The sequence below is a fragment of the Nostoc sp. genome (assembly GCF_036917935.1).
GTDB lineage: Bacteria > Cyanobacteriota > Cyanobacteriia > Cyanobacteriales > Nostocaceae > Nostoc.
This window is the reverse complement of record NZ_JBALEL010000006.1, coordinates 23,144-49,274: the sequence shown is the minus strand read 5'-3', so window position 1 is coordinate 49,274 and position 26,131 is coordinate 23,144. Positions and strand designations below refer to the sequence as shown.

Sequence of the window (26,131 nt, the reverse complement as noted above, 5' to 3'; positions counted from 1 at the left end):
TAACTGTCCAACGGTGCGACCCGCTCCACCCATCCCATATTCAGGGCGGGCAAGACTTCGGCGTGAGCGCTCAGTCGAACGCTGTCCACCCCACAAGATGGATAATTTATTTATTGGAAATCGCTTATTTCCGACTTTACTGAAGGATTGTAAATAGGTCTAGCAAAATAATTGCATTTGTCATAACTTTATAGTTATAGAACTATTGATTCGATCGCCTCATTACTCATGGTTAACACCCTACCCAAGCCAGAAATCAAAACCCCCAGCAAAGAAACTGTACTCACCCCCCGGTTTTACACTACAGATTTTGAAACCGCAGCCAACCTGGATTTGTCTGCCCAGGAAACGGAGTTGCAGGCGATGTTGACAGAAATGCGGACAGACTACAACCGCCACCATTTTGTTCGCGATGAAGCGTTTGAGCAGTCTTGGGAACACATTGCTGGTGAAGCAAGACAGGCGTTTATAGAGTATTTGGAACGCTCTTGCATTTCTGAGTTTTCCGGCTTCTTGCTATTCAAGGAATTATCCCGCAAGCTGAAAAATCGCAGTCCAGTGCTAGCGGAAATATTTCAACTGATGGCGCGTGATGAAGCCCGCCATGCTGGATTTCTCAACAAAGCAATGGCTGATTTTAAACTCTCCCTTGATTTAGGCACTGTTACCAAAACCCGCACTTATACATTTTTCCCGATTGAATGGGTACTTTACACCGTTTACCTCTCAGAAAAAATCGGTTACTGGCGTTACATTATTATTTTCAGGCATCTAGAAAAGCACCCGGAAAACCAGTTTTACCCCATCTTCCGCTACTTTGAGAGTTGGTGTCAGGATGAAAACCGCCACGGAGATATATTTAAGGCGCTTTTACGTTCTCAACCGCAACTCTGGAACAACTGGAAATCTAGGCTGTGGAGTCGCTTTTTCTTGCTATCAGTATTTGCTACCCACACCCTGACAGTTCATGAACGTTCCGGGTTCTACAAATCACTAGGACTTGATGCCACAGAATTCGATCTCCAAGTTGTCCGCAACACCAATGAAACCGCAGGACGGGCTTTTCCTGTGATGCTGAATACCGAACATCCTAAGTTTTTCCCACGTCTGCAACGCTGTGCAGGTTACAACTTGAAAATTGCAGAAATTGAGGGCAGTTATAATCCGAAATTGGTGAAGCTAATTCGCAAACTACCTTTGATTGCAGCAATTGTTTGGAATCTGCTGTTAGTTTACCTGATCAAACCAATTGATACTGAAGCCGTGCGGGGAACGGTTCGTTAGCTATTAGACATCTGCTGATGAAAAATAATGTAGAGATGTAGCACTGCTACATCTCTACAAGGGTTCTAAATAACGCATAATTAATTTCACCAGATGTCTATTCTTGAGTTTTTGGGTGGCTGAATGATTAGACCTCTTGCAAAAGTCCCTAACACCCCAACCCCTCCCCAAAGCATCGGGGAGGGGATTAAGGGGAGCCAGCGCGGTCTTCTCTACGAGACGCTGCGCGATGGGGGTTTCCCCCATGAGCGACTGGCGTGTGGGGTGCAATTGACTGTGGGAATCATAACTAATTATGCGGACATGATATAACTCAGGTTTGCCTCCCGCAGACATGCTTGATTGAAGTTGGTTTTACCTAGCTGTGTCTGAGGTAAATCGGCCAAAGTTTTTACTGCCAAAGTGCTAATTTCATATGTTTTAAATAGGACATTTGATGACGTATCTTGCTGACTTTTTACTAGTATATTAGCCACTAATATAGCCTTTCCTAATCATACAAGGTACGTCATAGCCCCCTCTCGAAGAGGGGGGAGGGGTTCTTGTATCTCACTCAACTGAGAACCACTAATAATGCAGTGATGGTTAAAATACTTATCCAGAAATAACGCTTGATTTTTATCAGATAAAAGATATAAAAGTTATTAATTTTGAATTTTCCCATACTGGATAGCAAAATCCATAGATGCCCGCCAGAAGGCTGGTCATAGAGTAAGGTAGGAGGTTGACGCGACTAGCTTACAATGCAGCAATAATTGAAACAAATATTTTCACAAGGTGCTTGATTATTCTGGCTGTCTGTGATAATTTTCTTTTTACGAACACCAAAATACTGTAAATCTATCAAGATACCGTTGTTTTTGGAATTTTGTTAACCTAGTTGCAGGGATTTGGAGTTAAGAATAAATAGCTAATCTATCGAGCTTATTTATTGCAGGTAGTACATTGCGAACTAACGAACTAGAAATTAATCTCTAAGCTAGGGCAACCTTATGAGCAAAATACGTGCTGTGATTGTTGATCCCAATGTGCCAGGGCGTTTGGCACTGAGTGAAGTGATTGCACCAAAGCCTGCCCCAGATGAATCTCTAGTACGGGTAGCGGCAATTTCCCTGAATCGGGGAGAGATAAAACGTTCAACCACTGCTGAGGCTGGTTGGCAGCCTGGTTGGGACTTAGCAGGTGTAGTGGAAATCCCCGCCGCCGATGGTTCGGGGCCTCCCGAAGGGGCGCGTGTAGTTGGCTTGCGCCGCGCCGGTGCTTGGGCAGAACTCGTGTCTGTTCCTACTAACGCTTTAGCAGTAGTGCCGTCATCAGTATCTTTTGCTCAAGCTGCCACACTGCCTGTAGCGGGTTTAACTGCATACCATGCACTATTAAAAGGTGGTTCACTTTTGGGTCGGAAAGTTCTGGTTACAGGCGCATCAGGAGGCGTTGGTTACTTCGCTATCCAATTGGCGCAACTGTCAGGAGCGCAAGTTGTGGCACATATTCGTCAAGCTGGCTATGAAACTCTAGTTAGAAAAGCAGGGGCGCAATCGGTGGTGATTGGCGAAGACCTTTCACCCGCCAGCGATTACGGCCCCTATGATCTGATTGTAGAGTCAGTAGGTGGCAAGACTTTGGGGGTAGCCCTTGGCTTACTCGCACAGGATGGGAAAACTGTGCTGTATGGAGTATCTGGGGGATCTGAAGTGACATTCAACGCGGCTCAATTTTTTGGGACTGGTAGCGTGAGCTTGTATGGTTTACGTCTGTTTGATGAATTGAGATTTGAATCAGCATCAGTCGGTCTAAAACGGCTTTTGAGTTTAGTAGAAGCAGGTGAGTTACATCCTCACATTGATTTAGAAGCTTCTTGGACAGAAATAGCTGATGTAGCCCAACAACTACTCGATAGGCGTTTTCCGGGCAAAGCTGTGTTGCATATTTCAAATTGAGCAATAGCAGATGGTATGAGGGATAGTACTGACTTCTGGTTCAAACTAGATCAGCTTGTAGCCATTAGTAATGTCAAGATAGATCGCCCAAAAGGGACATCACATCCACGTTATCCATCCTTTGTTTATCCGTTGGACAGCGCTTTATCTAATACCAATTATCCCAAATAAAGCTAGAGATATAGACCTATAAACCCCGATTAAAATTGACTTTCTTAATTACGAATTACGAACTACGAATTAATAGTAAGATATGCCTTACTCCGCTATCCTTTTTGATTTAGACGGGACTTTGACAGATCCTAAACTTGGTATCACTGGCTGCATTCAATATGCTCTATCTGAACTCGGTTACAAACCACCGGATGCTGATGAATTACATTGGTGTATTGGCCCACCACTGAAAGACAGCTTTTCGCAGTTACTCAAGACCTTAGATGACGCAGTAATTGAACAGGCCATTTCACTGTATCGTCGTCGCTTTGCCACCATTGGATTATTTGAAAACTTCCTTTATCCCCAGATTCCAGAAATCCTAAAAACTATTCGTTTTGCTGGTTATAAAACTTTTGTTGCGACTTCTAAACCATATATTTATGCTACGCAGGTTATTGAATATTTTGGCTTATCGTTGCTTTTTGATGGTGTTTATGGTAGTGAACTTGACGGAAGTCGAAGCATAAAAGGCGACTTAATTCACCATATTTTATTAATAGAAAAACTTTTACCCTCTACTGTGGTGATGGTAGGCGATCGCTCACATGACATCATTGGAGCCAAGCGCCATCACATCGCTTCAATTGGTGTTACCTATGGCTATGGAACTGAAGAGGAATTGAAAGCTCATGGTGCTGACTTGATTGCCCATTCTCCAAGTGATATTTCTAGATTAATAATTAGTAACTCAAAATAATGCCGCCATCATTAACCTTTATCCATAGCTTGCTGTTGTTTAGTACCGCTTTTATTGCAGGCGGATTAAACGCTGTAGCGGGTGGTGGAAGCTTTATCACGTTTCCAACTCTCATCTTTACGGGTGTCGCCCCGATCGCAGCTAACGCCACCAATAATACTGCAATTTGGGTGGCTTCCCTAGCCAGTGCTGGAGCATACCGTCAAGATTTGGGCATCGAGCGGCGAGATTTTTTAGCTCTATGTGGTGTCAGTTTAGTTGGTGGCATGATTGGCTCCATAGCTTTGTTGTATACATCGCCAGATGTCTTTAAAAAGCTGATTCCCTATCTATTGCTGCTAGCAACAGTTGTATTTACCTTTGGCGAACCGTTCAAAAAGTGGTTGCAACGTCAAAACCAGAATACATCACCGGAATCTGTACTGGGGTTTAATTTGGTACTCGCTCAACTTGCGATCGCAATCTATGGCGGTTTCTTTGGCGCAGGTTTAGGGATTTTAATGCTGGCAACTCTGACATTTTTAGGTATCAAAAGTATCCACAAAATGAATGCTTTTAAAACATTTTTAGGGAGTTGTATTAATGGTATTGCGATTATTCCATTTATTTTTGCAGGTGTAATTGCTTGGCACCAAGCTATTTTGATGGCAGTCGGTGGCTCTCTTGGTGGTTACTTAAGCGCCCATTATGCTCGTAAACTTGAACCGCACTTAATTCGGAAATTTGTCATGATTGTTGCCTTTAGCATGACTGCCTACTTTTTTATTCACGGTTAAGAACTGGGAACTACTCAGGGGTGATATATGGAAGCATCAAAAAAATCACAGGTCATGCTGCGTGCTTTTAGTTCTAGAAATTTTCGCCTGTACTACACAGGTCAGGCAATTTCTCTGATTGGTACGTCAATGACTGAATGGCACTAAGAAAAGGCGAAAGGCTTGTGTCACCTCGTTCCCAGTCTTCAGACTGGGAATGTATTCCAAGAGGCTCTGCCTCTGGTCAAGCCACTGGAGGCGGAGCCTCCGAGAATGGGTTAAGAGCCTCCAGGCTCTTAACCAGTTAGGGCAAAGCTTATAGCTTTTCTTAGTGCCATTCCGTCAATGACTCAAGTGGCTACTAGTTGGTTAGTATATCGCCTCACTGATTCCGCTTGGTTACTAGGTCTAGTGGGCTTTGCCAGCCAAATTCCCACGCTTGTATTGATTCCTCTAGGTGGAATCATTGGCGATCGCTGGAATCGTCATCAAATCTTGCTGGTTGCCCAGATATTGGGGATGCTTCAGTCTTTAGCTCTAACGTGGCTAGCCCTAAGCGGTACGATTAATATCCAGTACATTGCAATTATTGGTGTACTACAAGGTTTTGGTGCAAGTATTTGTATTACAGGCTCAATTTTATTTATGCAGCAAATTTCCACCTTCCGCGATCTGATTCGTCTGAATCTACGTACTGAAGGAGCTTAAAAGAAAAATAGCTCTGGCTATTTGAAAGAGTGCATAATCAGCCATAAAATCAAAAATTGGTAACAATAATGACTACTATAAATGACCCTACTGTTGTAACTGAAGTAACTGATTTGTACCTCAAGTATGAAGAAGCCCTTTCTAATAACAATTTGGAGGTGATGGATAGCTTGTTTTGGGATGCGCCCGAAGTAGTACGGTTTGGCATCACAGAAAACCTCTATGGTGGCGATGAAGTTCGTAACTTTCGCCAGAATCGACCTAACCCAAAAATAGAGCGAGAAATCTCGAATCTCAAGGTTGTAACCTTTGGGAAAGATGTCGCAACACTGACTTTAGAATTTCGCCGGATTATCAATGGTGTAGAGCGTTTCGGGCGACAAAGCCAGACTTGGTACCGGTTTACCGAAGGATGGAAGGTGGTTTCAGCGCACGTTTCGTTATTGCCAGTGTGATGGTACGAGAAGTTTTGATCAAGGAGTAGACATGGCAACCTAGAAGTTTAATAATTGGTCTTTCAAGACGCGATAAATCGCGTCTCTACATCAGGGTTTAGGGCTTATCTGAACTGTACTGCCTGATAATTGGGTTGTAGAGCGAACTTTTGGTTGGTTATGCTTCAAAATATCAGGTGCATTTGATTTTTTGAGTATAAAATCTAGTTGCCAAAAGAGCCGCACCTGCTACCAAAGTTGCTAATACACTATCAGGTTCAGGGACGGCAGCAACTTGAGCATCAATTCGTGCAGTTCCAGCAAACAAACCGGACAATTCAGGATCGCGCAATATATCAGCAAACTCTGGAGAAATCAACAATTTCACATCAGGGATGGTTAAATTTTGGCCATCAAATGCCACAAGTCCCGGAGTACTCAAATCAAACAAAATTGTATTTAAAGAAAATGTATCTCTTAAAACAAGTCCGCTGGCACCTGTGACAGTACGTCCTGGAGCAAAACCAATTGAAAAGTCGCCAACACTAATATTATCATTGAATGTAACAGTACCAGTATGCTCGATTGTACCTGAGAGCGGAGTAAAACCGCCCTCGTCACTGAATGTGAAGTTGGTGGCTGAGTCGATGTTGAAGCCAACTAAATAATTGCTGGGAATTGGTGCGACTGTATTATTACTGCCTGTCAAGTTTAACCCAATACTACTAAGAATCTCCTCGTGGTCACGATCAATGCTGGTGACTCCAGATATCACTTTAAAAGTTGCAGCTTCTACCTGTATAGGTGCTATTGAGATAAAAGCTGCTGTGGTACAACCAAGAATTCCTACAAACTGAGAAAAATGCATATATACTTCTGATGATCTTCGTAGTTTATTTTATCGAATAAAACGTTATTTGTTAACCTATAAAATCAGAATTTATCGCTAAAAAGCTACTCTCAGAAGTTAAAAAAAAACTTTTTCAAAGTTAATATTAAGTAAAGATCCAGTTAATAACAAAATTTAAGCCATACAGTTACAAATACAAATTTAAGTAAGCGGGTGCAAATAAAGATCGCTACTCAAAATGAGCCGTAGGGCATGAGGTATAAGGCATTAAGGATAGAATATGAAAAAAATATAGTTACGTTTAATTATATCCAATGCCAATTATTTAGCCTTCAATCTAACAATTATGAAGTGGTCAAAGATAAGTTTTACCTTTAATTAATTTATAAGTTTAGGTTAAGAGTTGCAGTAGTGTCTTACAGCGTATTTCAGGTAAATGAAGTACACGGGTAGGGGCACAACATGTTGCATTGGTGTCAACTTAAGCCAAAACCCTTTTAAAACCTCGTTTCCAGCCTCTGGGCTGGAAATGCTGCTCCTGGCGGCTCTGCCGCCAGCAAGGGAGGCGGAGCCTCTAGGACAGCATTCCCAGTCAGAGACTGGGAACGAGGGAACGAGACAATCTCTAAAAGCTGGTTATAGGCTGGCTTTCACCTTAAGTTGACACCAATGAACATGTTGTGCCCCTACGATTATCTGTACCTAACCTTGGCGTAGCCTCTCGTAGAGAAGTTGCAATCTGCTGTATATAATTTCGGTTTAATGATGATACAAAAATGATTTAAATACGTTGCTAGAGGCACAGCAATGCTCATGCGTATCAACTTCAGCCAAAACACGAGAGAAAATTCTCGTTTCCAGACTCTGGCTGGAATGCTACTCTGCCGCAAATTCAGAAGGCATAGCCTGACAATAGGCATTCCCAGACTCTTGGTGGGAACCAGAGAAAGCTGATTTATTCTCGCCGATTTAGAGGTTGTTTGAAAAGTCCTCTTGTCGGTATCAAAACATTTTAGATCCCCCTAAATCCCCCGATAAATTGGGGGACTTTGAGAGAGGTTGCCCCCCTTTTTAAGGGGAGCCAGTGCGGTCTTCTCTACGAGACGCTGCGCGATGGGGTCTCCCCAAGTGGAGCGACTGGCGTGGGTTAGGGGGGATAAAAGTGCCTAAAATCACAGCCAAATACTTTTCAAACATCCTCTTACTTCTTAGTTCACAGACTTGTTCTAATCCACCAGCTTATTTTCTCCAAATTAGGATCTATTTCCTGCCAAAAGCTTGCTGAAGAGTCTACTTCTCTTGTTGCTGCGAGTATTTTATCTATACTGTCGAAGTTTTTTTGAATCAATTGTTTATCTAGTTTAGGAATATCTAATTTCAGATATTTCAGACGGTTGGGTAACTCTACTTTCTCTTGTGTCGGCAAGTGGGGAATCTGAGTAACTTGTGCTAAAATTTTGTCTACTGATACAATTATTTCTTGCAGGCTCGGCTTTTTAGTTTGTAATTGTAAATCTTTTTCTTCAAAGTTTGCTTCTTGATTACCTAACTTTACTATGACTATTTTGACAAAGAAAAGATTGTAATCAATCTCACTGACTTCACCCACTTGCTTGTGATACTTTCCAATTTTATTTATAAATACTATGTCACCTTTCTCAATTCTGTCGTTCATAATTTATACAGCCTCGGAATTAAATTACTAAATAATCTCCTCTACGGAAAATACGACTCTAAAGCCACAAATCCTCAGTCCACCGTCTGACTCATTCCAGCTACGACTGGCGCTGCGACAAAGTTCTGCACTGAAACTCCAAGAACCACCGCGTAGTACCCGGCGATGTATATCACCGCCAACTTCCCAAACTGTTGCATCTAAGGGTGCGTCGTTGTAATTGTTGTGCCACGAATCAGCACACCATTCCCAAACTAACCCGTGCATATCATACAATCCAAAGGCGTTGGCGACTTCAAAACTACCGACGTTTGTTGTTTCTTTACGGAATTTGCTTTTTGGTTCCATAGTGCAGCTGACTAACTCAGGGGTAATCGTTTCGCCAAAGTGGAAAGAGGTTGTAGTTCCAGCCCGACAAGCATATTCCCATTCAGCTTCACTCGGTAAACGATAGTCGCGTCCAGTTTTTTCTGAAAGTCTGAGACAGAATTCTACAGCCTCATACCAAGATACATTTTCTACTGGTCTATCTAGACCTTTAAATTTCGATGGATGGGGATTTAAAGCTTGCTTGACTTTGGGTAAAGCTGCGACTACTCTCCACTGTGCTTGAGTTACGGGAAATTTCCCCATAAAAAATGGTTCGACGGTAACTTGATGTCGAGGACGTTCGTCAGCATCTCCTTCAAACTCTGGTGAACCCATCATATAAGTACCGCCAGGAATCGATACCATTTCTAATGTGACAGACTTACTCAATTCTTCGGCAAAAAAGTTTGCATTACAGTTCATGCGGTTTACTTCTCTACCACCTGTGTCTACTGTCACTACGTCAAATTCAAAGGTTTCTAACGGGGGTAATGGTAGGATTACTTTTTGTGGTGGCAGCGGTAATATAGGTTGAGACATCGAAACAATTTTTAGGGCAACAGGTTCAATGTTCGATGTGGCAAACTTTAAATCGTTGATGACTTCTACTGCTGTTTGATATCTTTCACTCGGTAGATGTTTGAGTAATTTATCTAAAATTTTCCCTAAGTCGTCACTGATAGTAATACCTTTTTTCTGTAACCGTTCATGCCACATCCATTTAGCATTCATGGCATCATAAATAGGATCATTAATCTGTCCAGAAGCATCCTGCAAAGGCAAACATTGAGTTAAAAGACGCACGCAAGTTACACCCAAAGCATACAAATCACTGCCGTGACATGCAAATCCAGCCATTTGTTCAGTTGGGGCATAGCCAAGGGTATAAATTACCGTAGCTTGTCTTCCTATACTGGTTTGTGTTACCTGTTTAGCACCGCCAAAGTCAATTAAGACGGGTTTTTCATCACTTGCACGGCGGATAATATTTTCTGGTTTGATATCTCGATGAATAACGTTATGGGTATGAATAAATTCCAGAACTGGCAATAAATCAGCTAAAAGTGACCAAATTTGTTGTTCACCATAGATTTGTTGCTGAACTTCTTGTAAAAGAGTTTTTCCTTGAATAAATTCTTGTACGAGATACAAGCTACTACCTTGTTCAAAATAAGCTAGTAATCTGGGAATTTGGGTATGATTTTCTCCCAGTTCATACAACCGAAAAGCCTCTTCTTTGAAAAATTCTGCTGCTTTAGTGCGTTGTCCTGTTCCCTGAAACTGCGGGAAAAATTGCTTGATGACGCAAGGGGCGTTTAGTCTGTCTACATCTTCTGTAGCATAAGTTCTACTAAATCCACCTTCACCTAAGAGTCTTAATACGCGGTAACGGTTTCTGAGAAGTTTGCCAAAGTTGCTTTGTCCGCAACTCACGCAAAATCTATTGCTATCAGAGTTGAATGGATTTGAGCAATTGGGATTTTGGCAGATTTGCATAATGACGGGGAAATAGCATCTTCTCCAAAGTTAGCCCCAATATTATCTAATTGAAAACAGTTATGTAGAGAAGCGAACACGGAAGTTTATTTATGTGCTTAAAACTATCTTTTACACCAGGGCATAAGGATGAATAAATTATATTTATTTACTTATCTATACTATGACGTTGTGTTAGCAGAAAGTACGGCCTATTGCCATAATATTAGGGCGTTAGGCTTGCCGTAACACACCCGGCATTTTAATATAGCTGTTGTTCACTATCCAAAAAAGTTCATGAATAACCAAATCACCTACCGATAACTTTTATTGCAAATTAGAAATCTTATTTGAAAGTTTTATTCTCTCCAGAAGCGCGAATTAATTCAGCTACAAGCGCAACGATCGCAGATACTGAAATCAGCATCACACTCAGTGCATTAATATCAGGTTTAACTCCGGCCCTAATGCGGCTAAAAATTTCCATTGGCAGGGTGTTAGAACCGCTACCAGCTGTAAAACTGGCAATGAGAAAATCATCTAAGCTGAGGACAAAAGCCAAGAGACAACCAGCTACAATCCCAGGCATTAATTGAGGTAGCAATACTTTGATGAAAGCTTGGGTTGGTGTAGCACCTAAATCTAGTGCTGCTTCTTCTAAGTGAGGGTCTAAATTAGTCAGTCGGGAAGCAACTACAAGTCCGACGTAGGCGAGACAAAACACTATATGGGCTGCAACTATCGTCCACAAACTCAAAGGTATTGCAAAGGCCGCTAGACATACTAGGGTAGCCACTGCGATCGCAATATCAGGAATAATCAATGGTAGGTAAGCAATACCCCGATACAATTTCTTACCAGGAAATTCGTAACGCGCCAACCCAACCGCCATCAAGGTTCCCAGCACTGCTGAAATTGCCACGGCACAACTAGCAACTATCATACTGTTTTGCAAAGCCGATAAAATGCGATCGTCACTGAATAACTTGCGATACCAATCAAGAGTGAATCCTTGCCAAGTTGCACTGTAGGGCGACTGATTGAAGCTATAAAAGCCAAGTACCAATATGGGCAGGTACATGAACACAAACATTAGCACTGAGAAAACCGCCTGCCATGAGACACGCGGTTTTTTGAGAGATGGAGAGATATTCACGTTTATATATGTTATCGATAGCAATACAAAATATCATATTTGATGCAATAAGTCAATTGCAGTTTAAAGGTGATTTATCGAACCGCAGTAGACGCTTTGCGGCTTCCCGCAGGGTGGCACAGAGAACGCAGAGAGGAAAGCAGAGATTTTATGAATCATCTCAATCTGACCCTTGCTTCTCTACGAGAACGCTCGAATTTAAAAAAGGGATACAAGCCCCTAAATTTATGTAAAAAGACGAAAAATAACCCCCGAAATCAAGCAATAAAATTGGGCAGCTTTCAACAAGTCACAATCACCAGAACGGTTAGGGGTTAGGTTTTTGTGGGCTTTTCCATACAACGTTAAAAGTTAAGTTAATTGTTACTTTTAAGAACTAGGATAGAACTTATAATAAAAATTGCCGCTTCTGATTTCAAACTACCTACTTTACGAGAATTTACCTTTTTAACGACTAGAGATTATCCTTTAGAGTGCGGAAAGCCGCCCAAAGAGTGTCTACGCACTTTATTCTTTAGTTAACATTTTAAAATCAGATGATTGACAGGCATAAATAGAGCTATTTGACCCAATATCACGATTAAATGGTAGTTTTTGACGATTCTATCAAGTTTATATTTCTCAAGAAATCTCTATTTAAAATTGCACTCAATCACATAAAAATTAATAATATAGAATATAGTTACCTCTTTAGGAGTGGGTAATTTCCGTACTAGGATAGACAAACAACATAGAAGGTACAGCGTAAGATTTAAAGGAAATTGTTAATAGGTTTAGTATCTGAAGTTACTTTCTGATGCCAAAGTGAATCAATTACAAGCACTAAAACAACAGAAATAAAAAACTTCTAATTCAAGTTTTATTTTTTAGGAGGTTTGTGATGAGAATTGCTCAAGTAGCTCCACTATGGGAAAGAGTTCCGCCTCCAGCTTATGGGGGTATAGAGTTAGTAGTAGGGTTACTGACCGATGAATTAGTCCGACGCGGACATGATGTAACTTTATTTGCATCGGGAGATTCTATTAGTCTGGCAAAACTAACGTCAGTTCATCCCCGTGCCCTCAGACTCGATCCTAGTATCAAAGATTACGGCATTTACGAGATGCTGAATATAGCTTCGGTGTATGAACGTGCAGGAGAGTTTGATATTATTCACTCCCATATCGGGCATGGGGCGCTGGCTTACGCAAATCTGGTAAAAACTCCTACGGTTCACACGTTGCATGGTATTTTTACCCCTGACAACGAAAAGATGTTTAGTTTTGGTAAAAAACAACCCTACGTCAATATTTCCAATTCACAACGAGAACCAAGGTTAGGGTTGAACTCGATAGCGACGGTTTACAACGGGATTGATGTCAGCAGTTATGAGTTTCACTCCCAACCAGAAGAACCTCCTTACTTAGCTTTTTTAGGTCGGATGTCTCCAGAGAAGGGAGCGCATTTAGCGATAGAAATTGCAAAACTTGCTGGTTGGCATTTGAAAATGGCAGGTAAAATAGATGCCGTTGATGTGGAATACTTTGAGAAGGAAATTAAACCACACATTGACGGGGAGCAAATTGAATATCTGGGTGAAGCCAACCATGTTCAAAAAAATGCCCTGATGGGAGGTGCAGTAGCAACTCTGTTCCCGATTACTTGGCGAGAACCCTTTGGATTGGTGATGATTGAGTCAATGGCTTCAGGTACGCCAGTGATTGCAATGAAATTGGGGTCTACTGAAGAGGTAATTTCCCAGGGTAAGACGGGTTTCCTCTGCAATAATATTCAAGAGTGTATCAGTGCCATCGATCGCGTCATAGAGTTAGACCGCTATGCCTGTCGTCAGTATGTCGAAAACCTTTTCAGCGTTGAGCACATGACTGATGGCTATGAGACAGTTTATCAACAAATAATAGCAGAACGATTTTCTCAGAATGGGCATTTCCGCAGTTTGGTTGATTTAGCTAGCGATCGCATTTAAATATCACATTTCTGTAATCTTACAGCTCTGGCGAATAAAATTCGCGGCTACACAAACAAAGCCCACCTCCGTGGGCTAATAAAAAATGCTGTGCGCTTTACCAAGTGATCTGATCGCCCCATTTTCCCAACATCTTAGCACTCACCCCTGGAACTCGTTCTAAGTCTTGTAAAGATGTAAATTTTTGCTGTTGACGACTAATAATTATTCGCTGTGCTAACTTTTTACCCACGGCAGGGAGAGTTGTTAATTCTTCTAAACTTGCAGTGTTAATATTTACTTTTTGAATGGCTTGTAGTTCAGTTGATGAAGAAGTTTTTATCTGGGGACACCGTGTTTGTTCTAATTTAATTTTTTCTTGAATTGCTGGTGGTAAGCCGGGTTTAACTCTGGCATAAAGACGAGCAAATTCTCGCACATAATGGGCAGCAACTATCGGATTTTCAATCACTACAAGTGTCTCATCGTTACCACTATTAGCAGCATCTGACCAATTATGAGAACCTGTAATTACTGTTTGACTATCAATAACACCAAATTTGTGATGCAATAAATCACCTTTGGGTAACATAGGTACACCTACGCTAGTAATTGGATTTGACCAAGGATGATTGTCAACTTCATATTTACATTTGTTACTAAGAGCAACCCCCATCATATCTAATGCTTCGCTGTAAGGACGATAAGCAAATTGTGGTTCAATTAAAGCGCGAATTTGCACACTTTGTTCATGGCGTTTTTCTAAAATATTCGCAAGACGCTGTTCGGAAAAAACAAATAACGCCATATCAATAGATTTGGTTGCTGAATCTAAAGTTTTACCAATTAAACCATTACTACTGTTACTCCAAGGTTGAGTTGGAGAAGTAGGCGAAAATTGTACAGTAATTTGGCTTGTTCCTAAAGTTATTTGTTTAGGTAAACGCATCGGCTTTTTTAAACCAAATCTACTATCTGGCTGACCTCCCGGCCCATCTCCCCATAAGATGTTAAACTCTTGTGTAAATAAAGATGCTAATTCTGGGCTGTCAATCTGCAATAAATTATTGGCATTGCCTAAACTGCTGGAATTTGTGAAATCGCCAGAAGTATCACTTAAAGTAAAATTGGCCGAAGTGATAATTACAATGCGATTGTCCACAATCACAAATTTGTGATGCATCAAACTGCTACCCGCTGAACCATCGGCTCGATCGTCTATCCAGGGAATTTTGGCATTATGCAAAATTATCAAGGCATCTCTTTGATTGATTTCTGCTGGACTGAGTTGATTATCTTGGTTAATATCGATAAATTTGCGAAATTCGTTGTAGCGTTCCTGTTCTCTTTTATCTAACTTACCTACTTCAGTAGATGTTAAAGTACTCCAAGGTCGGCTATAGATATTTTCTAAAATTATCCTGACTTTTACCCCAGCTTTTTGTCTATCAACCAATGCTTGAGCAACTTTGGGTAAACGTAATTCTTGCACAGCGACATCTACTGTAGATTTAGCGTGCGAAATAGCATTGACAATCTGTTTTTCTAAATCATCCCCAAGGCGAGTTTGCTGACGGTAAGGTTCTTGGTATTCTGAAGATTCAGAATGGTTAAAGTAAACTTGAACTAACGGGTCTTGTGGTAAAGAAGCTGGACGCTGATTGTAGGATTGGACTCGTTGACAACCAGCCAGGGAAAATATCAGTAAAAAGATATATAAAAAATATCTTTGTCTAGAGATAAATTGCACTGTAATCTGTTAAAAGTGGATTGGGAGTGAACATATTTATCATTCCCAAAATCTTGTGTTTTGAATTAAGTAGAGAAATAGCTTTCTTTCTTCAAGAGAAAAATCCACTGCTTGACGCAGAATTACAGAGATTTTTATTCAGGATTTGTTGACTCAAACGGTATATGCTGACAAGATCAGCAGCCTACTATCAACGTGTTCTCACCATTATCGGTTATATGCAAATTTATCTAGATTACAGCGCCACTACACCCACTCGAAAAGAAGCGATCGCAGTTATGCAAACAGTCCTCACTCAACAGTGGGGCAATCCTTCCAGCTTACATGAGTGGGGACAACGGGCGGCAACGGTTGTAGAACAAGCCAGAGTCCAAGTTGCTGGTTTAATTAACGCCGCTACCCCTGAATCGATCGTTTTTACCTCTGGTGGCACTGAGGCTGATAATTTGGCAATTATGGGTGTGGCTCGGTTGTATGCTGTTCCTCAACATCTAATTATTTCCAGCGTTGAGCATTCTGCAATTTCCGAGACAGTGCGATCGCTAGAAATGTGGGGTTGGGAAGTTACGCGCTTATCTGTAGATGTTAAAGGTAGAGTCAATCCCTTAGATTTAAAGGCGGCGTTGCGAAATAACACAGTCTTAGTTTCTATAATTTATGGACAAAGTGAAGTAGGGACTGTGCAACCGATCGCAGAATTGGGTAAGATTGTGCGATTGCATGGGGCTTTGTTCCACACAGATGCAGTACAAGCTGTGGGACGCTTACCCATAGATGTGCAACAACTCCCCGTAGATTTACTGAGCATTTCTAGTCATAAAATATATGGCCCCCAAGGTGCAGGGGCGTTGTACGTGCGTCCTGGTGTAGAATTATTGCCCTTAATTAGTGGTGGTGGACAAGAAATGGGACTGCGTTCTGGTACCCAAGCAGTACCGATAATTGCCGGATTTGGTGTAGCAGCAGAATTAGCAGCGCAAGAATTAGCTACAGAAACACCACGATTGATTGAGTTACGCGATCGCGCTTTTGCCCAATTAGCTGAGATTCCGGGTTTAATTGCTACAGGGGATGGCTGCGATCGTTTACCTCACCACGTCAGTATGTGCCTAGAAAACGCCGATGGAAAAAAATTGAGCGGTAAAACCTTGGTACGACAGCTAAACCTTGCAGGTATCGGTATCAGTGCTGGTGCTGCCTGTCACAGTGGTAAACTTAGCCCTAGCCCGATATTGTTAGCAATGGGTTATTCCGAAAAAGCTGCTTTGGGCGGAATTCGCATTACATTGGGGCGTGATACCACGCAAGCTGATATAGATTGGACAGTGATGGTGTTGAAGCAAGTTTTGCAAAGGCTGACACCTGATTTATCTTTAGTTAAGCGTTAAATTAAATGTGACAAATCGTATATTTGTGGTAATATTAGCCACAATTTTTACAATGAATTAATCAGTTTTAGGGATGTACATCTGTAAGCCCCTATTCACATATCTATGGTTATTAAGGAGTAGGTTTTTTCATGTTGGGTTACATATCTTTAGCTCAGGTTATAGTCAGGGTTATGGCTTAGTTTTAATGAGAATATCTCCAAAAGATTATTTATCTATTTTCCAGACAAAATCATAGCAATATTGAGCTAAAGAATTTGTTCTATCTTTAATTTCTTTTTCACCCCAATCTTTAATTTCTTCTTTCGCAAATTCTTGTGTTAGTTCAAAATTTGAATCCTTATATATTTTTATTTTACTAACTAGTGGCTTATTAGCACATTTTCCATTTAATTCCTCACCCAAGGGCAACAAATTTCCTATACTACCTATATAATTTTCTGAGCCAGATGATTGAGAAAGTATATGCTCTAGAGTTATACTATCAGGTTTGAATTCGCTAGTTGTCTGCTTGATAGATTCAATATAACTAAAAATATATTGAATAAGTTTTTTGTCTTTAGTATAATCTTTGATATATCTTAACTTAGAAAATTTTTCTATAAAAGTATTCTGATCTGGTAATCTGCTTACTAAATTAGCCTTTAAATTATCTATAACTTTTTTTGCTGAATTTTTGTCTTGTGCAGCAAATAATTCTCTGGATGCTTTAGAATAACTTCCCTCAATACCCGATGGTCTCATAGAGGAAACAGCATTGAAAAAGAAGTGAAATTTTTCAAGAAAAGAAACAATATCTTTCATTTCATTTAAGCTTATAAGCTTCTTTTCTCTAACCTTGAAAAGACTTAAAATAAAAGGTCTCTGTTGGCTAACATTGAATATTTTTAAAGCAAGCAAAGACCGATATAAATCTTTTTCTTCCATCTGTTTGAAATCTTCAACTACAGGGGAAGCTAGCTTAACATATAATTTTGCATCATGCACAAGATCATTTAAAAATTTTTTAGCTTCTATTTCATCACTACTCCAGTTTTTTTCAAAAGATTTATAAACCTTTTCTTTACTGACATAAGCGTATCGAGCTATCCACCAGTGTCTAATAAATGTCTCTAAATTCCCTACACCATCTCTCGAACCTATTACTTTTTTCAACTCTTTCCACTTTGTTTTTGCAAAATCATCGGGATGTTTTTTATCAAGTTCCTTAAAGACTTTATTTTTTATTAAATCAACAAAGCTTAAATTCTTTCCTCGCGCATTTAAAATTTCAAATATTGTATAGGCTTCATTTTCTTCAGCTACAGTAATATATATTATCTTTAAATAATTAACGACTTGTTCTCTAACAACTTTAAGAATTTTTTCGTATAATTCATCATCCAATTCATTGAACTTAAATTTTTCTTTTAAACTTTCTCTAGATGTATACGTATATATATCATTATATGCAGACAGAAGAGTTTTTTCTTCTTCCGAAGATGGCGTATGTTTTTCCTTATCGATGTATTGAATTGTTGTTTGAAAAAATGGCTTAGGTGATTCATTCTCTAATTTGAAATATTCTTCACCTTCATCATTCTTACCAGAAATATAGTTATCATATATTCCTTTAGCTAAAAGGTCTCTTCCAATATCTTTAAATCTTTGACAAAGAGCAGATAACAATATAGTAAGTGTTGTAAGGCGTTGTTGACCATCAACAATTTGCAGTGATAGAGATTGATCATCTCCTACAAGAACAAGTGAGCCAATAAAATACTCCTCATGGGTAAAATTCTGATCATCATTAATAGAAACATTTGAAATAATATCATCCCATAATTCAGAAACTTCTTCTTTTGTCCATGAGTATTCTCTTTGAAATCTTGGGACAATATATTTTTTCTTGACGGAAAATAGGTCAGAAATTGTCTTAGTGTATGCGTGAAGTTCCATGATTTATAGTACAGTAGTGCAGGTTAACAGTTTAAATATGTCTAAACAAGTTTAGCAAGTATTTTACAAATGCACATTTGTTAAGCAGCTCTGTCAATCAGACATTTAGGATAAAATAACACGTACTCAAGTTTGAGAGCTATGTAACCAATAAATGAGTCTATCTAACCCAGAACCGAGTTCCCCCAACACCTTAAAACGCAAGGCTACCAGCACAGTTGGTCGTGGTAAAGTAGTCAATCTCAACACCAACTTAAATTTTTCTGTGTGGAATGATGAAAGCGTTGCTCTATATCTAGGCGATAGTCTCGAACACTATAACAATTGGGAGCAGCCTACGGTCATCGTTTCAGATGGGGCTTACGGTGTTCTTGGTTTTGAAGGAGATACTTCAGATCATATTGATTTACCTAATTGGTATGAACCTCATATTGAAGCATGGTCAAAAGCAGCCATACCATGCACAACACTTTGGTTTTGGAATTCAGAAATTGGCTGGGCTGTTGTACATCCACTTTTAGAAAAGTACGGTTGGCGTTATGTTAATTGTAATATTTGGAACAAAGGAAAAGGTCATATCGCAGGGAATGTTAATACAGAAAAAATTCGTAGATTTCCTGTAGTTACAGAAGTGTGTGTTCAATATGTAAGAGAAGTTAAAGTCAACGAACTGACGTTGAAAGTATGGTTGCTAGAAGAGTGGAAACGTTCTGGATTACGACTACGACGAGCAAACGATGCTTGTGGTGTAGCTAATGCTGCAACTAGGAAGTATTTCGATCAAGGACACTTATGGTATTTCCCTCCTCCAGAGATGTTTGAGAGGTTAGTGAACTATGCAAATGAGCATGGTAGTCCAGAAGGAAGACCTTATTTTTCTTTGGATGGGAATCAATCTTTAACAGGGCAAGAATGGAGTAAGATGCGCTCCAAATTCAGATGCCCTCATGGTTTTACAAATGTTTGGGATCGGCAAGCTCTACGGGGCGATGAGAGAGTTAAGATTCCTTCGGGAAAAGCACTACATCTTAATCAGAAGCCTCTTGATTTAATGAGCGTTATTATTGAAGCGTCAAGTGATAAAAACGATGTTATATGGGAACCTTTCGGTGGACTGTTCAGTGCATCTCTAGCAGCGCGTAAACTAAGACGAAAAGCTTACTCTTGCGAAATTGATCCAGATTATTTTTATTATGGAGTGCAGAGATTTAATCAAGAAGTTCATCAATATTCTCTTCTCTAATCTCTAGATAATCTTGTAGACATTTCTTGATGCTGTCTTCTCGACGGCTTGATAGAAGCCTATTCCATTGACCAACTTTAATACCAGAAACTTCAATGTTATAGACACGCTGCTTAAATTTTTCAATACCTGGATGTACGATTCTGTCCATCTTTGCAAAATTAGTATCCAGTCTGTATTTGTACCGGATCAACAGTTCACGCAGAAGGCGCTGATATTCTCTAGTTGGTTTATAGATTTTTCCTTCAACACCCCATGAGTCAACTATTTTTTGAGCTTCTAATATCTCTTCGACAGATCCTTGAAATTTATAACCGCTAGTGTTTGTCTGCTGTAAATTTGCTGTTCTTTGAGTTGTATCTTCTGGCTCCAAAACAAGATAATCCGGCGGATTATGATAATGAGTATCTCTAGCTAAAGCTACAGATAAACCAGAGACAACACATACATCAAGAATACGAGGCTTGCCATAGATAATTTTCTCAGGCAACCATGCCAGCATAGCAACATAGGTCTGATCATACTGAAAGTGATTTTGGCTGTCTTTAAAGCGTGCTGTTATTTCCGTTGCTAATGGAAACCATGCTTTAATCTCTAATCCTGGTGTTGGCTGAACTCTTCCCACGAAAATAGTATCTGGAAAGCCTGGATCTTGCCTCTGCCACTTTCCAAACTCAGAAAATTCATTTTGTTTATTCAAAAATTCAACTGTGTTAAATTCGATTAAATTTCCGAGTAAGGGTGAAAGCTTTGAGATAATTTTAGCCAAGTTTAGCGCTGCGTCTACAGTTACAGGCTTAGATATATCTAAAACGTCAAAAATATGACCCGATAAATTATCTAGATACTGAGATGCCAGCCCGATTACATCCTGTGTATTCATACCTCCTCCTCACAAGATGCTTCAGATATTCCTTGTTCAACTTTTCTGAGAATATCGCAAGGATCTACGCCGATTACGCGAGTAACTAACAGAAACTCAATTACATCTAACCGCCGTTCACCGTTTTCATATTTGGCTACAAAAGATTGTGGCTTTTTCAAGGATTTAGCAAGCGTGTGTTGAGTTAGTTTTGCCTCCTTACGAGCCTCAATCATACAGCGACGGAATATTTTATAGTCCTGGCTGAAAACAAATTTCATTGTGCCTTTGCTTTAGCACTATGTATACGTTGAACACAATAAACCCATTTTCGGATAATCCCAAAATAGGATACTTGTATCCTAGCAGCGATGGTGTTGAAGCTAGTTTTGCAGAGGCTGACACCGGATTTATCTTTAGTTAAGCGTTGATCGCTCATACTAAAATTTAGATACAGCATTTGTCGGAGTGTTTTCTATGTCCCTGCAAGAGCTTAAAGAGCAAGCCTTTACCATATTGATCCTTTCGTCACCATCATATTCATCGGCAGGACTGCTAGGATTTCCATAGATTTGGTTTAACAATGAGCTACTCAAGCAAATTTCAGAGTTGCATCAGGTTTTTGTGCGATCGGTTCGGTTAAATCTAACTTGGGCCACTTGGAAGCGGCATCGGGCATTTCGCAAATCGCCAAGGTGCTATTGCAGTTCCAGCAAAAAACCCTCGTTCCAACCATCAACGCTACGCCTAGAAATCCCCGCATCAAACTCGACAATTCACCGTTTTAGCTACAGGAACAATTGTCGCCCTGGATTACTCAGTCGAATTCCCACAATAGCGAAAGCCTACCGCGCCGTAGCCTGATCAATTCTTTTGGCGGCGCAGACTTACCGACACCAAAAGATGCTGAATTGCAATCTGCTATTGACGATCGCGACCTGATCAGGTTAGCGCGTTACTGGGCTGCTGGTGCAGACATCGATTTTGCTCGGCTGAATCGCGTCGAGCGCAAATCGTGTGTGGTGTTGCCCGGATACGTATTTGAGCATGACAATGAGTTTTCCTACATCATCCATGATTCCCAGGACGAGTTGACAACGAGCGATCGAGCGATCGTTGCTGGGTACATACTCGGTTAGTCAAGAATTCTGGCGAACTGATTCTGTTTGATCCAGATATTATTTCTGATAACTCCTTAGTGGTTGCCCGCTTGCGGGGTTGTTCGTTAAAGCTTCTCCTCTCCATGACCACGTTCGCAAGTGCGTGTCGCAGACAAGCAATCGCAAAAACTACGGGATTATGCGATTACTTCGCTCCGCTCGTAATGACAATTTGATTGCGTCTAGAAGGCTTGAAACCCTTGCAGATACTACTTGTGTGTACACCATAGCCCCAAAGCATCGGGGAGACGAAGCGTAGCTTTGGCTCTTTGGAGTTCTTCGGGTTTAATAAGTAATCAAGCGGACATTATATGAGATTCATTCTTAGAGGATGTCTGAACATGTTATTATTTACTTCGACATTCCTAGCTATTTGTGCTGATAGAATATAGTGCTTGTCTTTGTTATCCCACTCAAAAGTGCACAAGTTTCCAATTCCTGGGAGCGTGTTACACAATTATTTGAAAGATGCATTAAATCCGTTTGCAATCAAACCTCACCTAAGTTTCACGTTATTGTTGTTTGTCACGAAAAGCCCAAAATAGAATTCAGTCATTCCCAGATTACATATATTACAGTTGATTTTTCCCCTGCAAACGAGATTAACCCTGTAGCAAAAGGAGACACAGATAAAGGGCGTAAAATATTAAAAGGATTGATTTATGCTCGTCAATTTTCTCCCACTCACACTATGACAGTTGATGCTGACGATTGTGTTAGTGAAAAATTAGCCAAATTTATTCAACAACACCCTGACTCTAATGGATGGTTTATAAATAAAGGTTATAAATATCAGGAAGGCAGTAATTACATATATATTAAGAGAAGCAATTTTTATAAAATGTGTGGCACTTGTAACATTATTCGATATGATTTGAATGATTTGCCAGAAATCGCAGAATATAATCGTGGCTATGGATACTATAGATATTATATAGACCACGCTAAAGTCAGAGACATTTTAAAAAATAAAGCAAAAGCCATTAAATCATTACCATTTCCAGGCGCAGTTTATATTTTGGAAACAGGAGAAAATCTTTTTGACAATTCAAAAAGATTAAGATTTAGCATTTTTAATCGCAAATTATTAAATCAATCAGTTAGAGATGAATTCGGATTATACGAATTACAGCAATCCAAAGAAATTTATCAACTATCGGAATCGTAAATTATTTTTGAAAAAATCTAAGTAGTCTTGTAGGGTGTGTTAGTGGAGCAGAACGCACCAAAAGCTTGGCATAGTGCTGTACTTTCTGCACTAACACAACGCCAGTTGCTACAACGGGGGGAACCTCCGCAACGCACTGGCTCCCCTACGTATATTTCCAAAATCAAATATTAGTCTTGTATAAGATAACATTTTCCGAGGCTGATAGGCTACAGTGCCACTATGCCAAAATTCAAATCAAAATCTCAGCAATCTAAAAACTCGAAAAAACAGGCTAAAAAGGAAACTTCTACCCTTAGCCTCAAAGAACAGTTAGCCCAAAAGCGCAAAGCAGCCCAAGCACGTAAAGAACTCACTAGCTTACTCACCACCGCCAGCTTTGTCGGTGTCTTCGTTGGCATTCTGCTTTTTTTCGTAGCTGGAATTAAAGCAGCAGTCCCTGGTGTCTTGGGGATAGTAGTCATGTCCCTTTCCTACAAATACCCGCGCCAAGCGCTATATGCCTTCATCATTTACGTACCGATTGGGGGTACTATCACCTACTACTTGGGCAATAGTCCCATACTCCAATTAGCTAAAGATGCCTTTTACGTTCCAGCGCTAATTGGACTTTGGCAGACTTGCCGTAAACAGGGGCTACCCCTAATTATTCCCCAAGGCATTAAAATCCCACTTTATATTGTTTTGGGTTGCTGTATACTAACCCTATTGTTTGTTAATGGTGCCCAACAGTTTAACCCACCTAGTGTAGGATTATTACAAAAAGCAGAGAAAGAAATACCCTTAGGAATGGGAATTCTGGGACTGAAAGTATTTTTAGGCTATGTCCCTCTGCTTGGTTGTGCTTACTATTTAATTCGTGATAAGCGAGATTTTCTATTTTTATCGCGCCTCCAGATTGCCCTCACGCTGATTTGCTGTGTGCTGGGATTTATTCAATACCTGTTACTACTAACTGGTGTATGTCAGGGCACTAGAGGTCTTGAAGGAAATGCCCTATTTGTCACATCACTAGAAGCCCGGTGTTATTTTGGTGGAGCGCTCTTATATAGCCCCGATGAAGGAGTTATTCGCCTCCCAGGGACATTTGTAGCTCCTTGGCAGTGGGCATGGTTCTTAATTTCCAGTACCTTTTTTACCTTTGCCACGGGCTTCACCGATCCCTCGCTAATATGGCGGGTGATTGGTTTAAGTTCTTTAGTGACAGTCTTTATTAATGCTGTAATCTCTGGCCAAAGAATCGCCTTAGCTTTAGTACCAACCTGCTTCGGGATTTTGCTATTGCTGACTGGACAAATTGGCAACCTAAAACGATTTATCCCCATAGGCGTAGGACTTGCTCTAGTTGTGGGGATTGTGATGGTGGCTAACCCTACTGTGGTACAAGAGAGAACCGAGAGTTTTACAAGTCGCTGGGACGCTTCACCACCTCAAGATTTTATCGTCCAGCAATTTGAAGAGAATTGGAAAAACGTAGATGGGCCACTGGGAAGTGGCTTAGGTCGAGCAACCAACTCTGCCCGTGTAATGGGTAAAACTAAGCTTGTGGAAACCTACTACCCCAAAGTACTTTATGAAATTGGAATTATTGGAGTACTAGCGTTTCTGGGTTTGGTAACAACTTTAACAATTATTGGCTTTAAAACCTATCGCTCCATAAAGAACCGTAATTTCCGCAGTTACGGAGCAGCTTTGTGGGTGTTTATATTGTTTATTAGCTACAACACCTACTACTATCCTCTGGATGTTGATCCAGTGGGTGTCTATTATTGGTTTTTTGCGGGAGTTCTTTTTAAATTGCCAGAACTGGAGAAACAAGATAAGGAAGATGCCAACCCTCAGCAAAAAAGCAAGAAAAAACGTCTAAAAACAATTTAAATGAAATAAAAATGGCAAAAATTATCATCTGCGGTCAGAACCACATTAGAATTCCTAACCTACCGCGTAATTCTAGGCATACACTAATTCACCTCAAGTCTTTTCCTACAGGCAGATATCCTATAGAAAAACTCTGGTATCCTTTAGGAAGCTTTATGGCTTGGCAACCTTTATGGGAAAAATACCAGGCTATTCATTCTTTCAACAGAATTTTATATACAAATAAACCTTGGTTTCTCACATTTGAAGATCATCGGGTTTTATATAGGAATCCTCAAAATAAACAAGAAGCAGTAATTTATGAATTATTAAACAATCGTTTAGCACTAGACAATTGCCAAAAACTTATAGCCATGTCAAATTATGCCAAGTTAAGATTTCTTAAGCGCATAGAAGGCTGGAAAACAGAAGAAAAGTTAAGTAAGAAATTGGATGTAATTCATCCAAATTTTACTGCCAGGGTTGACAAACCTAAAACTTATCAACAAGACCAAAATTTGCAGCTTGTTTTTGTAGGACACCACATTGCTAGAAAAGGTGGAGTTGTTGCTTTAAGACTAGCAAAAAAAGCGGAAAAACTAGGTTTACCTCTTACCATCCATATCATATCGGGACTGGGGTATGGTTCTGGAGTACCTACAGATTTTCCCGATACCACCAAATATCTGGAAGATTTAAAGTTACTGAATTTAAAAAACGTTGTTTTTCACAAATATATCCCTAATGAAAAAGTTATGGAGTTATTATCGCAAAGCCATTTTCAATTAATGGCGACATTACATGATACTTATGGTTTTAGCATCATTGAAGGATTTTCAGTCGCCACGCCAATAATTACGACTAACGTCTGTGCCTTACCAGAGTTTGTTAGTCACGGAGAAAATGGGTATATTTTAGAATTACCAATTGATGAAATTAGGCACTGGAGTAATTGGCTACACGGAGAGAAAACCAAAAGTAATGAATATTGGGAAATTCTGAATAGCACCTATGACGATTTGGCAGAGCAAGCATTGCAACAAATCATCCAATTTCTTGATAGAACCGATAAACGAGAACATTATGAATTTTTAAGTGCAGGAGCATTAGCTCAAGCGCAAATTGTGCATAACTCTGAAAAGCAAAATGAGTTATTTGATAATCTCTATGCAGCAGCAGTGTAAACAATCTGACTTTTCACGTCATGGGGAAAAACCAATACCAAACCTAACCCTCTCCTAAGAGGAGAGGGAAGCGGAA

22 protein-coding genes are annotated in these 26,131 nt (G+C 40.1%); 14 read left to right on the top strand and 8 right to left on the bottom strand.

Annotated features, from left to right (window positions below):
• The first annotated feature begins 228 nt into the window (after positions 1 to 228).
• From acsF to hpxZ, 6 genes are all read left to right on the top strand, one after another.
• Positions 229 to 1,284 carry a magnesium-protoporphyrin IX monomethyl ester (oxidative) cyclase gene (gene acsF / locus V7K62_RS03865; protein ID WP_334861865.1) on the top strand — a complete coding sequence of 352 codons (1,056 nt, stop codon included), beginning with the start codon at positions 229 to 231 and terminating at the stop codon, positions 1,282 to 1,284.
• A 992-nt stretch (positions 1,285 to 2,276) separates the two neighbouring features.
• Positions 2,277 to 3,224 (top strand): zinc-binding dehydrogenase, encoded by a 948-nt coding sequence (locus V7K62_RS03860; RefSeq protein ID WP_334861863.1) that lies wholly within the window; start codon positions 2,277 to 2,279, stop codon positions 3,222 to 3,224.
• 253 nt (positions 3,225 to 3,477) lie between these two features.
• Positions 3,478 to 4,137 carry an HAD hydrolase-like protein gene (locus tag V7K62_RS03855; protein WP_334861861.1) on the top strand — a complete coding sequence of 220 codons (660 nt, stop codon included), beginning with the start codon at positions 3,478 to 3,480 and terminating at the stop codon, positions 4,135 to 4,137.
• Complete coding sequence (locus V7K62_RS03850; protein WP_334861859.1) at positions 4,137 to 4,913, top strand: sulfite exporter TauE/SafE family protein; 777 nt, start codon at positions 4,137 to 4,139, stop codon at positions 4,911 to 4,913. The genes V7K62_RS03855 and V7K62_RS03850 overlap by 1 nt, the downstream gene beginning before the upstream one ends.
• A 324-nt stretch (positions 4,914 to 5,237) precedes the next feature.
• Positions 5,238 to 5,600, top strand: coding sequence for an MFS transporter (locus V7K62_RS03845; RefSeq protein ID WP_334861857.1), 363 nt, complete (start codon positions 5,238 to 5,240; stop codon positions 5,598 to 5,600).
• A gap of 68 nt (positions 5,601 to 5,668) precedes the next feature.
• Entirely contained in the window at positions 5,669 to 6,055 is a 387-nt protein-coding gene (gene hpxZ / locus V7K62_RS03840) for an oxalurate catabolism protein HpxZ (protein ID WP_334861855.1), read from the top strand.
• A gap of 172 nt (positions 6,056 to 6,227) precedes the next feature.
• Here hpxZ and V7K62_RS03835 read toward each other — a convergent pair whose 3' ends face one another.
• The 4 genes from V7K62_RS03835 to V7K62_RS03820 all read right to left on the bottom strand — a co-directional run bounded on the left by V7K62_RS03835 (position 6,228) and on the right by V7K62_RS03820 (position 11,560).
• Complete coding sequence (locus V7K62_RS03835; RefSeq protein ID WP_334861853.1) at positions 6,228 to 6,902, bottom strand: hypothetical protein; 675 nt, start codon at positions 6,900 to 6,902, stop codon at positions 6,228 to 6,230.
• A gap of 1,195 nt (positions 6,903 to 8,097) precedes the next feature.
• Positions 8,098 to 8,559 carry a hypothetical protein gene (locus V7K62_RS03830; RefSeq protein WP_334861851.1) on the bottom strand — a complete coding sequence of 154 codons (462 nt, stop codon included), beginning with the start codon at positions 8,557 to 8,559 and terminating at the stop codon, positions 8,098 to 8,100.
• A gap of 27 nt (positions 8,560 to 8,586) precedes the next feature.
• Positions 8,587 to 10,425 (bottom strand): bifunctional serine/threonine-protein kinase/formylglycine-generating enzyme family protein, encoded by a 1,839-nt coding sequence (locus V7K62_RS03825; protein ID WP_334861848.1) that lies wholly within the window; start codon positions 10,423 to 10,425, stop codon positions 8,587 to 8,589.
• Between the two features lie 325 nt (positions 10,426 to 10,750).
• Complete coding sequence (locus V7K62_RS03820; RefSeq protein WP_334861846.1) at positions 10,751 to 11,560, bottom strand: ABC transporter permease; 810 nt, start codon at positions 11,558 to 11,560, stop codon at positions 10,751 to 10,753.
• A gap of 880 nt (positions 11,561 to 12,440) precedes the next feature.
• On the opposite strand from V7K62_RS03820, the gene V7K62_RS03815 reads away from it, so the two are divergent.
• Complete coding sequence (locus V7K62_RS03815) at positions 12,441 to 13,526, top strand: glycosyltransferase family 4 protein (RefSeq protein ID WP_334861844.1); 1,086 nt, start codon at positions 12,441 to 12,443, stop codon at positions 13,524 to 13,526.
• Between the two features lie 97 nt (positions 13,527 to 13,623).
• Here the strand turns inward: V7K62_RS03815 and V7K62_RS03810 are convergent, their stop codons facing one another.
• Positions 13,624 to 15,255: a phospholipase D-like domain-containing protein gene (locus tag V7K62_RS03810; RefSeq protein ID WP_334861842.1), complete on the bottom strand. Its 1,632-nt coding sequence runs from the start codon at positions 15,253 to 15,255 to the stop codon at positions 13,624 to 13,626.
• Positions 15,256 to 15,473: 218 nt separating this feature from the next.
• Here V7K62_RS03810 and V7K62_RS03805 point away from each other — a divergent pair, with 218 nt between their 5' ends.
• On the top strand, positions 15,474 to 16,643 hold the full coding sequence (locus tag V7K62_RS03805) for a cysteine desulfurase family protein (protein ID WP_334862164.1): 1,170 nt from the start codon (positions 15,474 to 15,476) through the stop codon (positions 16,641 to 16,643).
• Between the two features lie 207 nt (positions 16,644 to 16,850).
• Here the strand turns inward: V7K62_RS03805 and V7K62_RS03800 are convergent, their stop codons facing one another.
• Complete coding sequence (locus V7K62_RS03800; RefSeq protein WP_334861840.1) at positions 16,851 to 18,581, bottom strand: DUF262 domain-containing protein; 1,731 nt, start codon at positions 18,579 to 18,581, stop codon at positions 16,851 to 16,853.
• A gap of 154 nt (positions 18,582 to 18,735) precedes the next feature.
• Here V7K62_RS03800 and V7K62_RS03795 point away from each other — a divergent pair, with 154 nt between their 5' ends.
• Positions 18,736 to 19,824, top strand: coding sequence for a DNA methyltransferase (locus V7K62_RS03795; RefSeq protein ID WP_334861838.1), 1,089 nt, complete (start codon positions 18,736 to 18,738; stop codon positions 19,822 to 19,824).
• On the opposite strand, the gene V7K62_RS03790 is transcribed toward V7K62_RS03795, so the two are convergent.
• Together V7K62_RS03790 and V7K62_RS03785 are read right to left on the bottom strand one after the other, a co-directional pair.
• Positions 19,790 to 20,707 (bottom strand): hypothetical protein, encoded by a 918-nt coding sequence (locus tag V7K62_RS03790; RefSeq protein WP_334861836.1) that lies wholly within the window; start codon positions 20,705 to 20,707, stop codon positions 19,790 to 19,792. The two genes, V7K62_RS03795 and V7K62_RS03790, sit on opposite strands and share 35 nt — an antisense overlap.
• Positions 20,704 to 20,967: a helix-turn-helix domain-containing protein gene (locus V7K62_RS03785; RefSeq protein ID WP_334861834.1), complete on the bottom strand. Its 264-nt coding sequence runs from the start codon at positions 20,965 to 20,967 to the stop codon at positions 20,704 to 20,706. Before V7K62_RS03785 ends, V7K62_RS03790 begins: the two co-directional genes overlap by 4 nt.
• A 369-nt stretch (positions 20,968 to 21,336) precedes the next feature.
• On the opposite strand from V7K62_RS03785, the gene V7K62_RS31455 reads away from it, so the two are divergent.
• From V7K62_RS31455 to V7K62_RS03765, 5 genes are all read left to right on the top strand, one after another.
• Positions 21,337 to 21,474, top strand: a complete 138-nt coding sequence (locus V7K62_RS31455; RefSeq protein ID WP_442937220.1) for a hypothetical protein — start codon at positions 21,337 to 21,339, stop codon at positions 21,472 to 21,474.
• Between the two features lie 12 nt (positions 21,475 to 21,486).
• Positions 21,487 to 21,825: a hypothetical protein gene (locus V7K62_RS03780; protein WP_334861832.1), complete on the top strand. Its 339-nt coding sequence runs from the start codon at positions 21,487 to 21,489 to the stop codon at positions 21,823 to 21,825.
• A gap of 412 nt (positions 21,826 to 22,237) precedes the next feature.
• Complete coding sequence (locus tag V7K62_RS03775; RefSeq protein ID WP_334861830.1) at positions 22,238 to 23,014, top strand: glycosyltransferase family 2 protein; 777 nt, start codon at positions 22,238 to 22,240, stop codon at positions 23,012 to 23,014.
• Between the two features lie 222 nt (positions 23,015 to 23,236).
• The gene (hpsL, locus tag V7K62_RS03770) at positions 23,237 to 24,892 is read left to right on the top strand and encodes a hormogonium polysaccharide biosynthesis protein HpsL (protein ID WP_334861828.1); all 1,656 of its coding nucleotides are present in this window, start codon (positions 23,237 to 23,239) and stop codon (positions 24,890 to 24,892) included.
• Between the two features lie 155 nt (positions 24,893 to 25,047).
• A complete protein-coding gene (locus tag V7K62_RS03765; RefSeq protein WP_334861826.1) occupies positions 25,048 to 26,055 on the top strand; it encodes a glycosyltransferase family 4 protein in 1,008 nt (335 codons plus the stop codon).
• The last annotated feature ends 76 nt before the right edge of the window (positions 26,056 to 26,131 follow it).

What these genes read in the sequence shown, in the direction of transcription:
- acsF (WP_334861865.1), top strand. Translation starts at nt 229, where the DNA reads ATGGTTAACACCCTACCCAAGCCAGAAATCAAAACCCCCAGCAAAGAA.
- V7K62_RS03860 (WP_334861863.1), top strand. Translation starts at nt 2,277, where the DNA reads ATGAGCAAAATACGTGCTGTGATTGTTGATCCCAATGTGCCAGGGCGT.
- V7K62_RS03855 (WP_334861861.1), top strand. Translation starts at nt 3,478, where the DNA reads ATGCCTTACTCCGCTATCCTTTTTGATTTAGACGGGACTTTGACAGAT.
- V7K62_RS03850 (WP_334861859.1), top strand. Translation starts at nt 4,137, where the DNA reads ATGCCGCCATCATTAACCTTTATCCATAGCTTGCTGTTGTTTAGTACC.
- V7K62_RS03845 (WP_334861857.1), top strand. Translation starts at nt 5,238, where the DNA reads ATGACTCAAGTGGCTACTAGTTGGTTAGTATATCGCCTCACTGATTCC.
- hpxZ (WP_334861855.1), top strand. Translation starts at nt 5,669, where the DNA reads ATGACTACTATAAATGACCCTACTGTTGTAACTGAAGTAACTGATTTG.
- V7K62_RS03835 (WP_334861853.1), bottom strand. Translation starts at nt 6,902, where the DNA reads ATGCATTTTTCTCAGTTTGTAGGAATTCTTGGTTGTACCACAGCAGCT.
- V7K62_RS03830 (WP_334861851.1), bottom strand. Translation starts at nt 8,559, where the DNA reads ATGAACGACAGAATTGAGAAAGGTGACATAGTATTTATAAATAAAATT.
- V7K62_RS03825 (WP_334861848.1), bottom strand. Translation starts at nt 10,425, where the DNA reads ATGCAAATCTGCCAAAATCCCAATTGCTCAAATCCATTCAACTCTGAT.
- V7K62_RS03815 (WP_334861844.1), top strand. Translation starts at nt 12,441, where the DNA reads ATGAGAATTGCTCAAGTAGCTCCACTATGGGAAAGAGTTCCGCCTCCA.
- V7K62_RS03805 (WP_334862164.1), top strand. Translation starts at nt 15,474, where the DNA reads ATGCAAATTTATCTAGATTACAGCGCCACTACACCCACTCGAAAAGAA.
- V7K62_RS03800 (WP_334861840.1), bottom strand. Translation starts at nt 18,581, where the DNA reads ATGGAACTTCACGCATACACTAAGACAATTTCTGACCTATTTTCCGTC.
- V7K62_RS03795 (WP_334861838.1), top strand. Translation starts at nt 18,736, where the DNA reads ATGAGTCTATCTAACCCAGAACCGAGTTCCCCCAACACCTTAAAACGC.
- V7K62_RS03790 (WP_334861836.1), bottom strand. Translation starts at nt 20,707, where the DNA reads ATGAATACACAGGATGTAATCGGGCTGGCATCTCAGTATCTAGATAAT.
- V7K62_RS03785 (WP_334861834.1), bottom strand. Translation starts at nt 20,967, where the DNA reads ATGAAATTTGTTTTCAGCCAGGACTATAAAATATTCCGTCGCTGTATG.
- hpsL (WP_334861828.1), top strand. Translation starts at nt 23,237, where the DNA reads ATGCCAAAATTCAAATCAAAATCTCAGCAATCTAAAAACTCGAAAAAA.
- V7K62_RS03765 (WP_334861826.1), top strand. Translation starts at nt 25,048, where the DNA reads ATGGCTTGGCAACCTTTATGGGAAAAATACCAGGCTATTCATTCTTTC.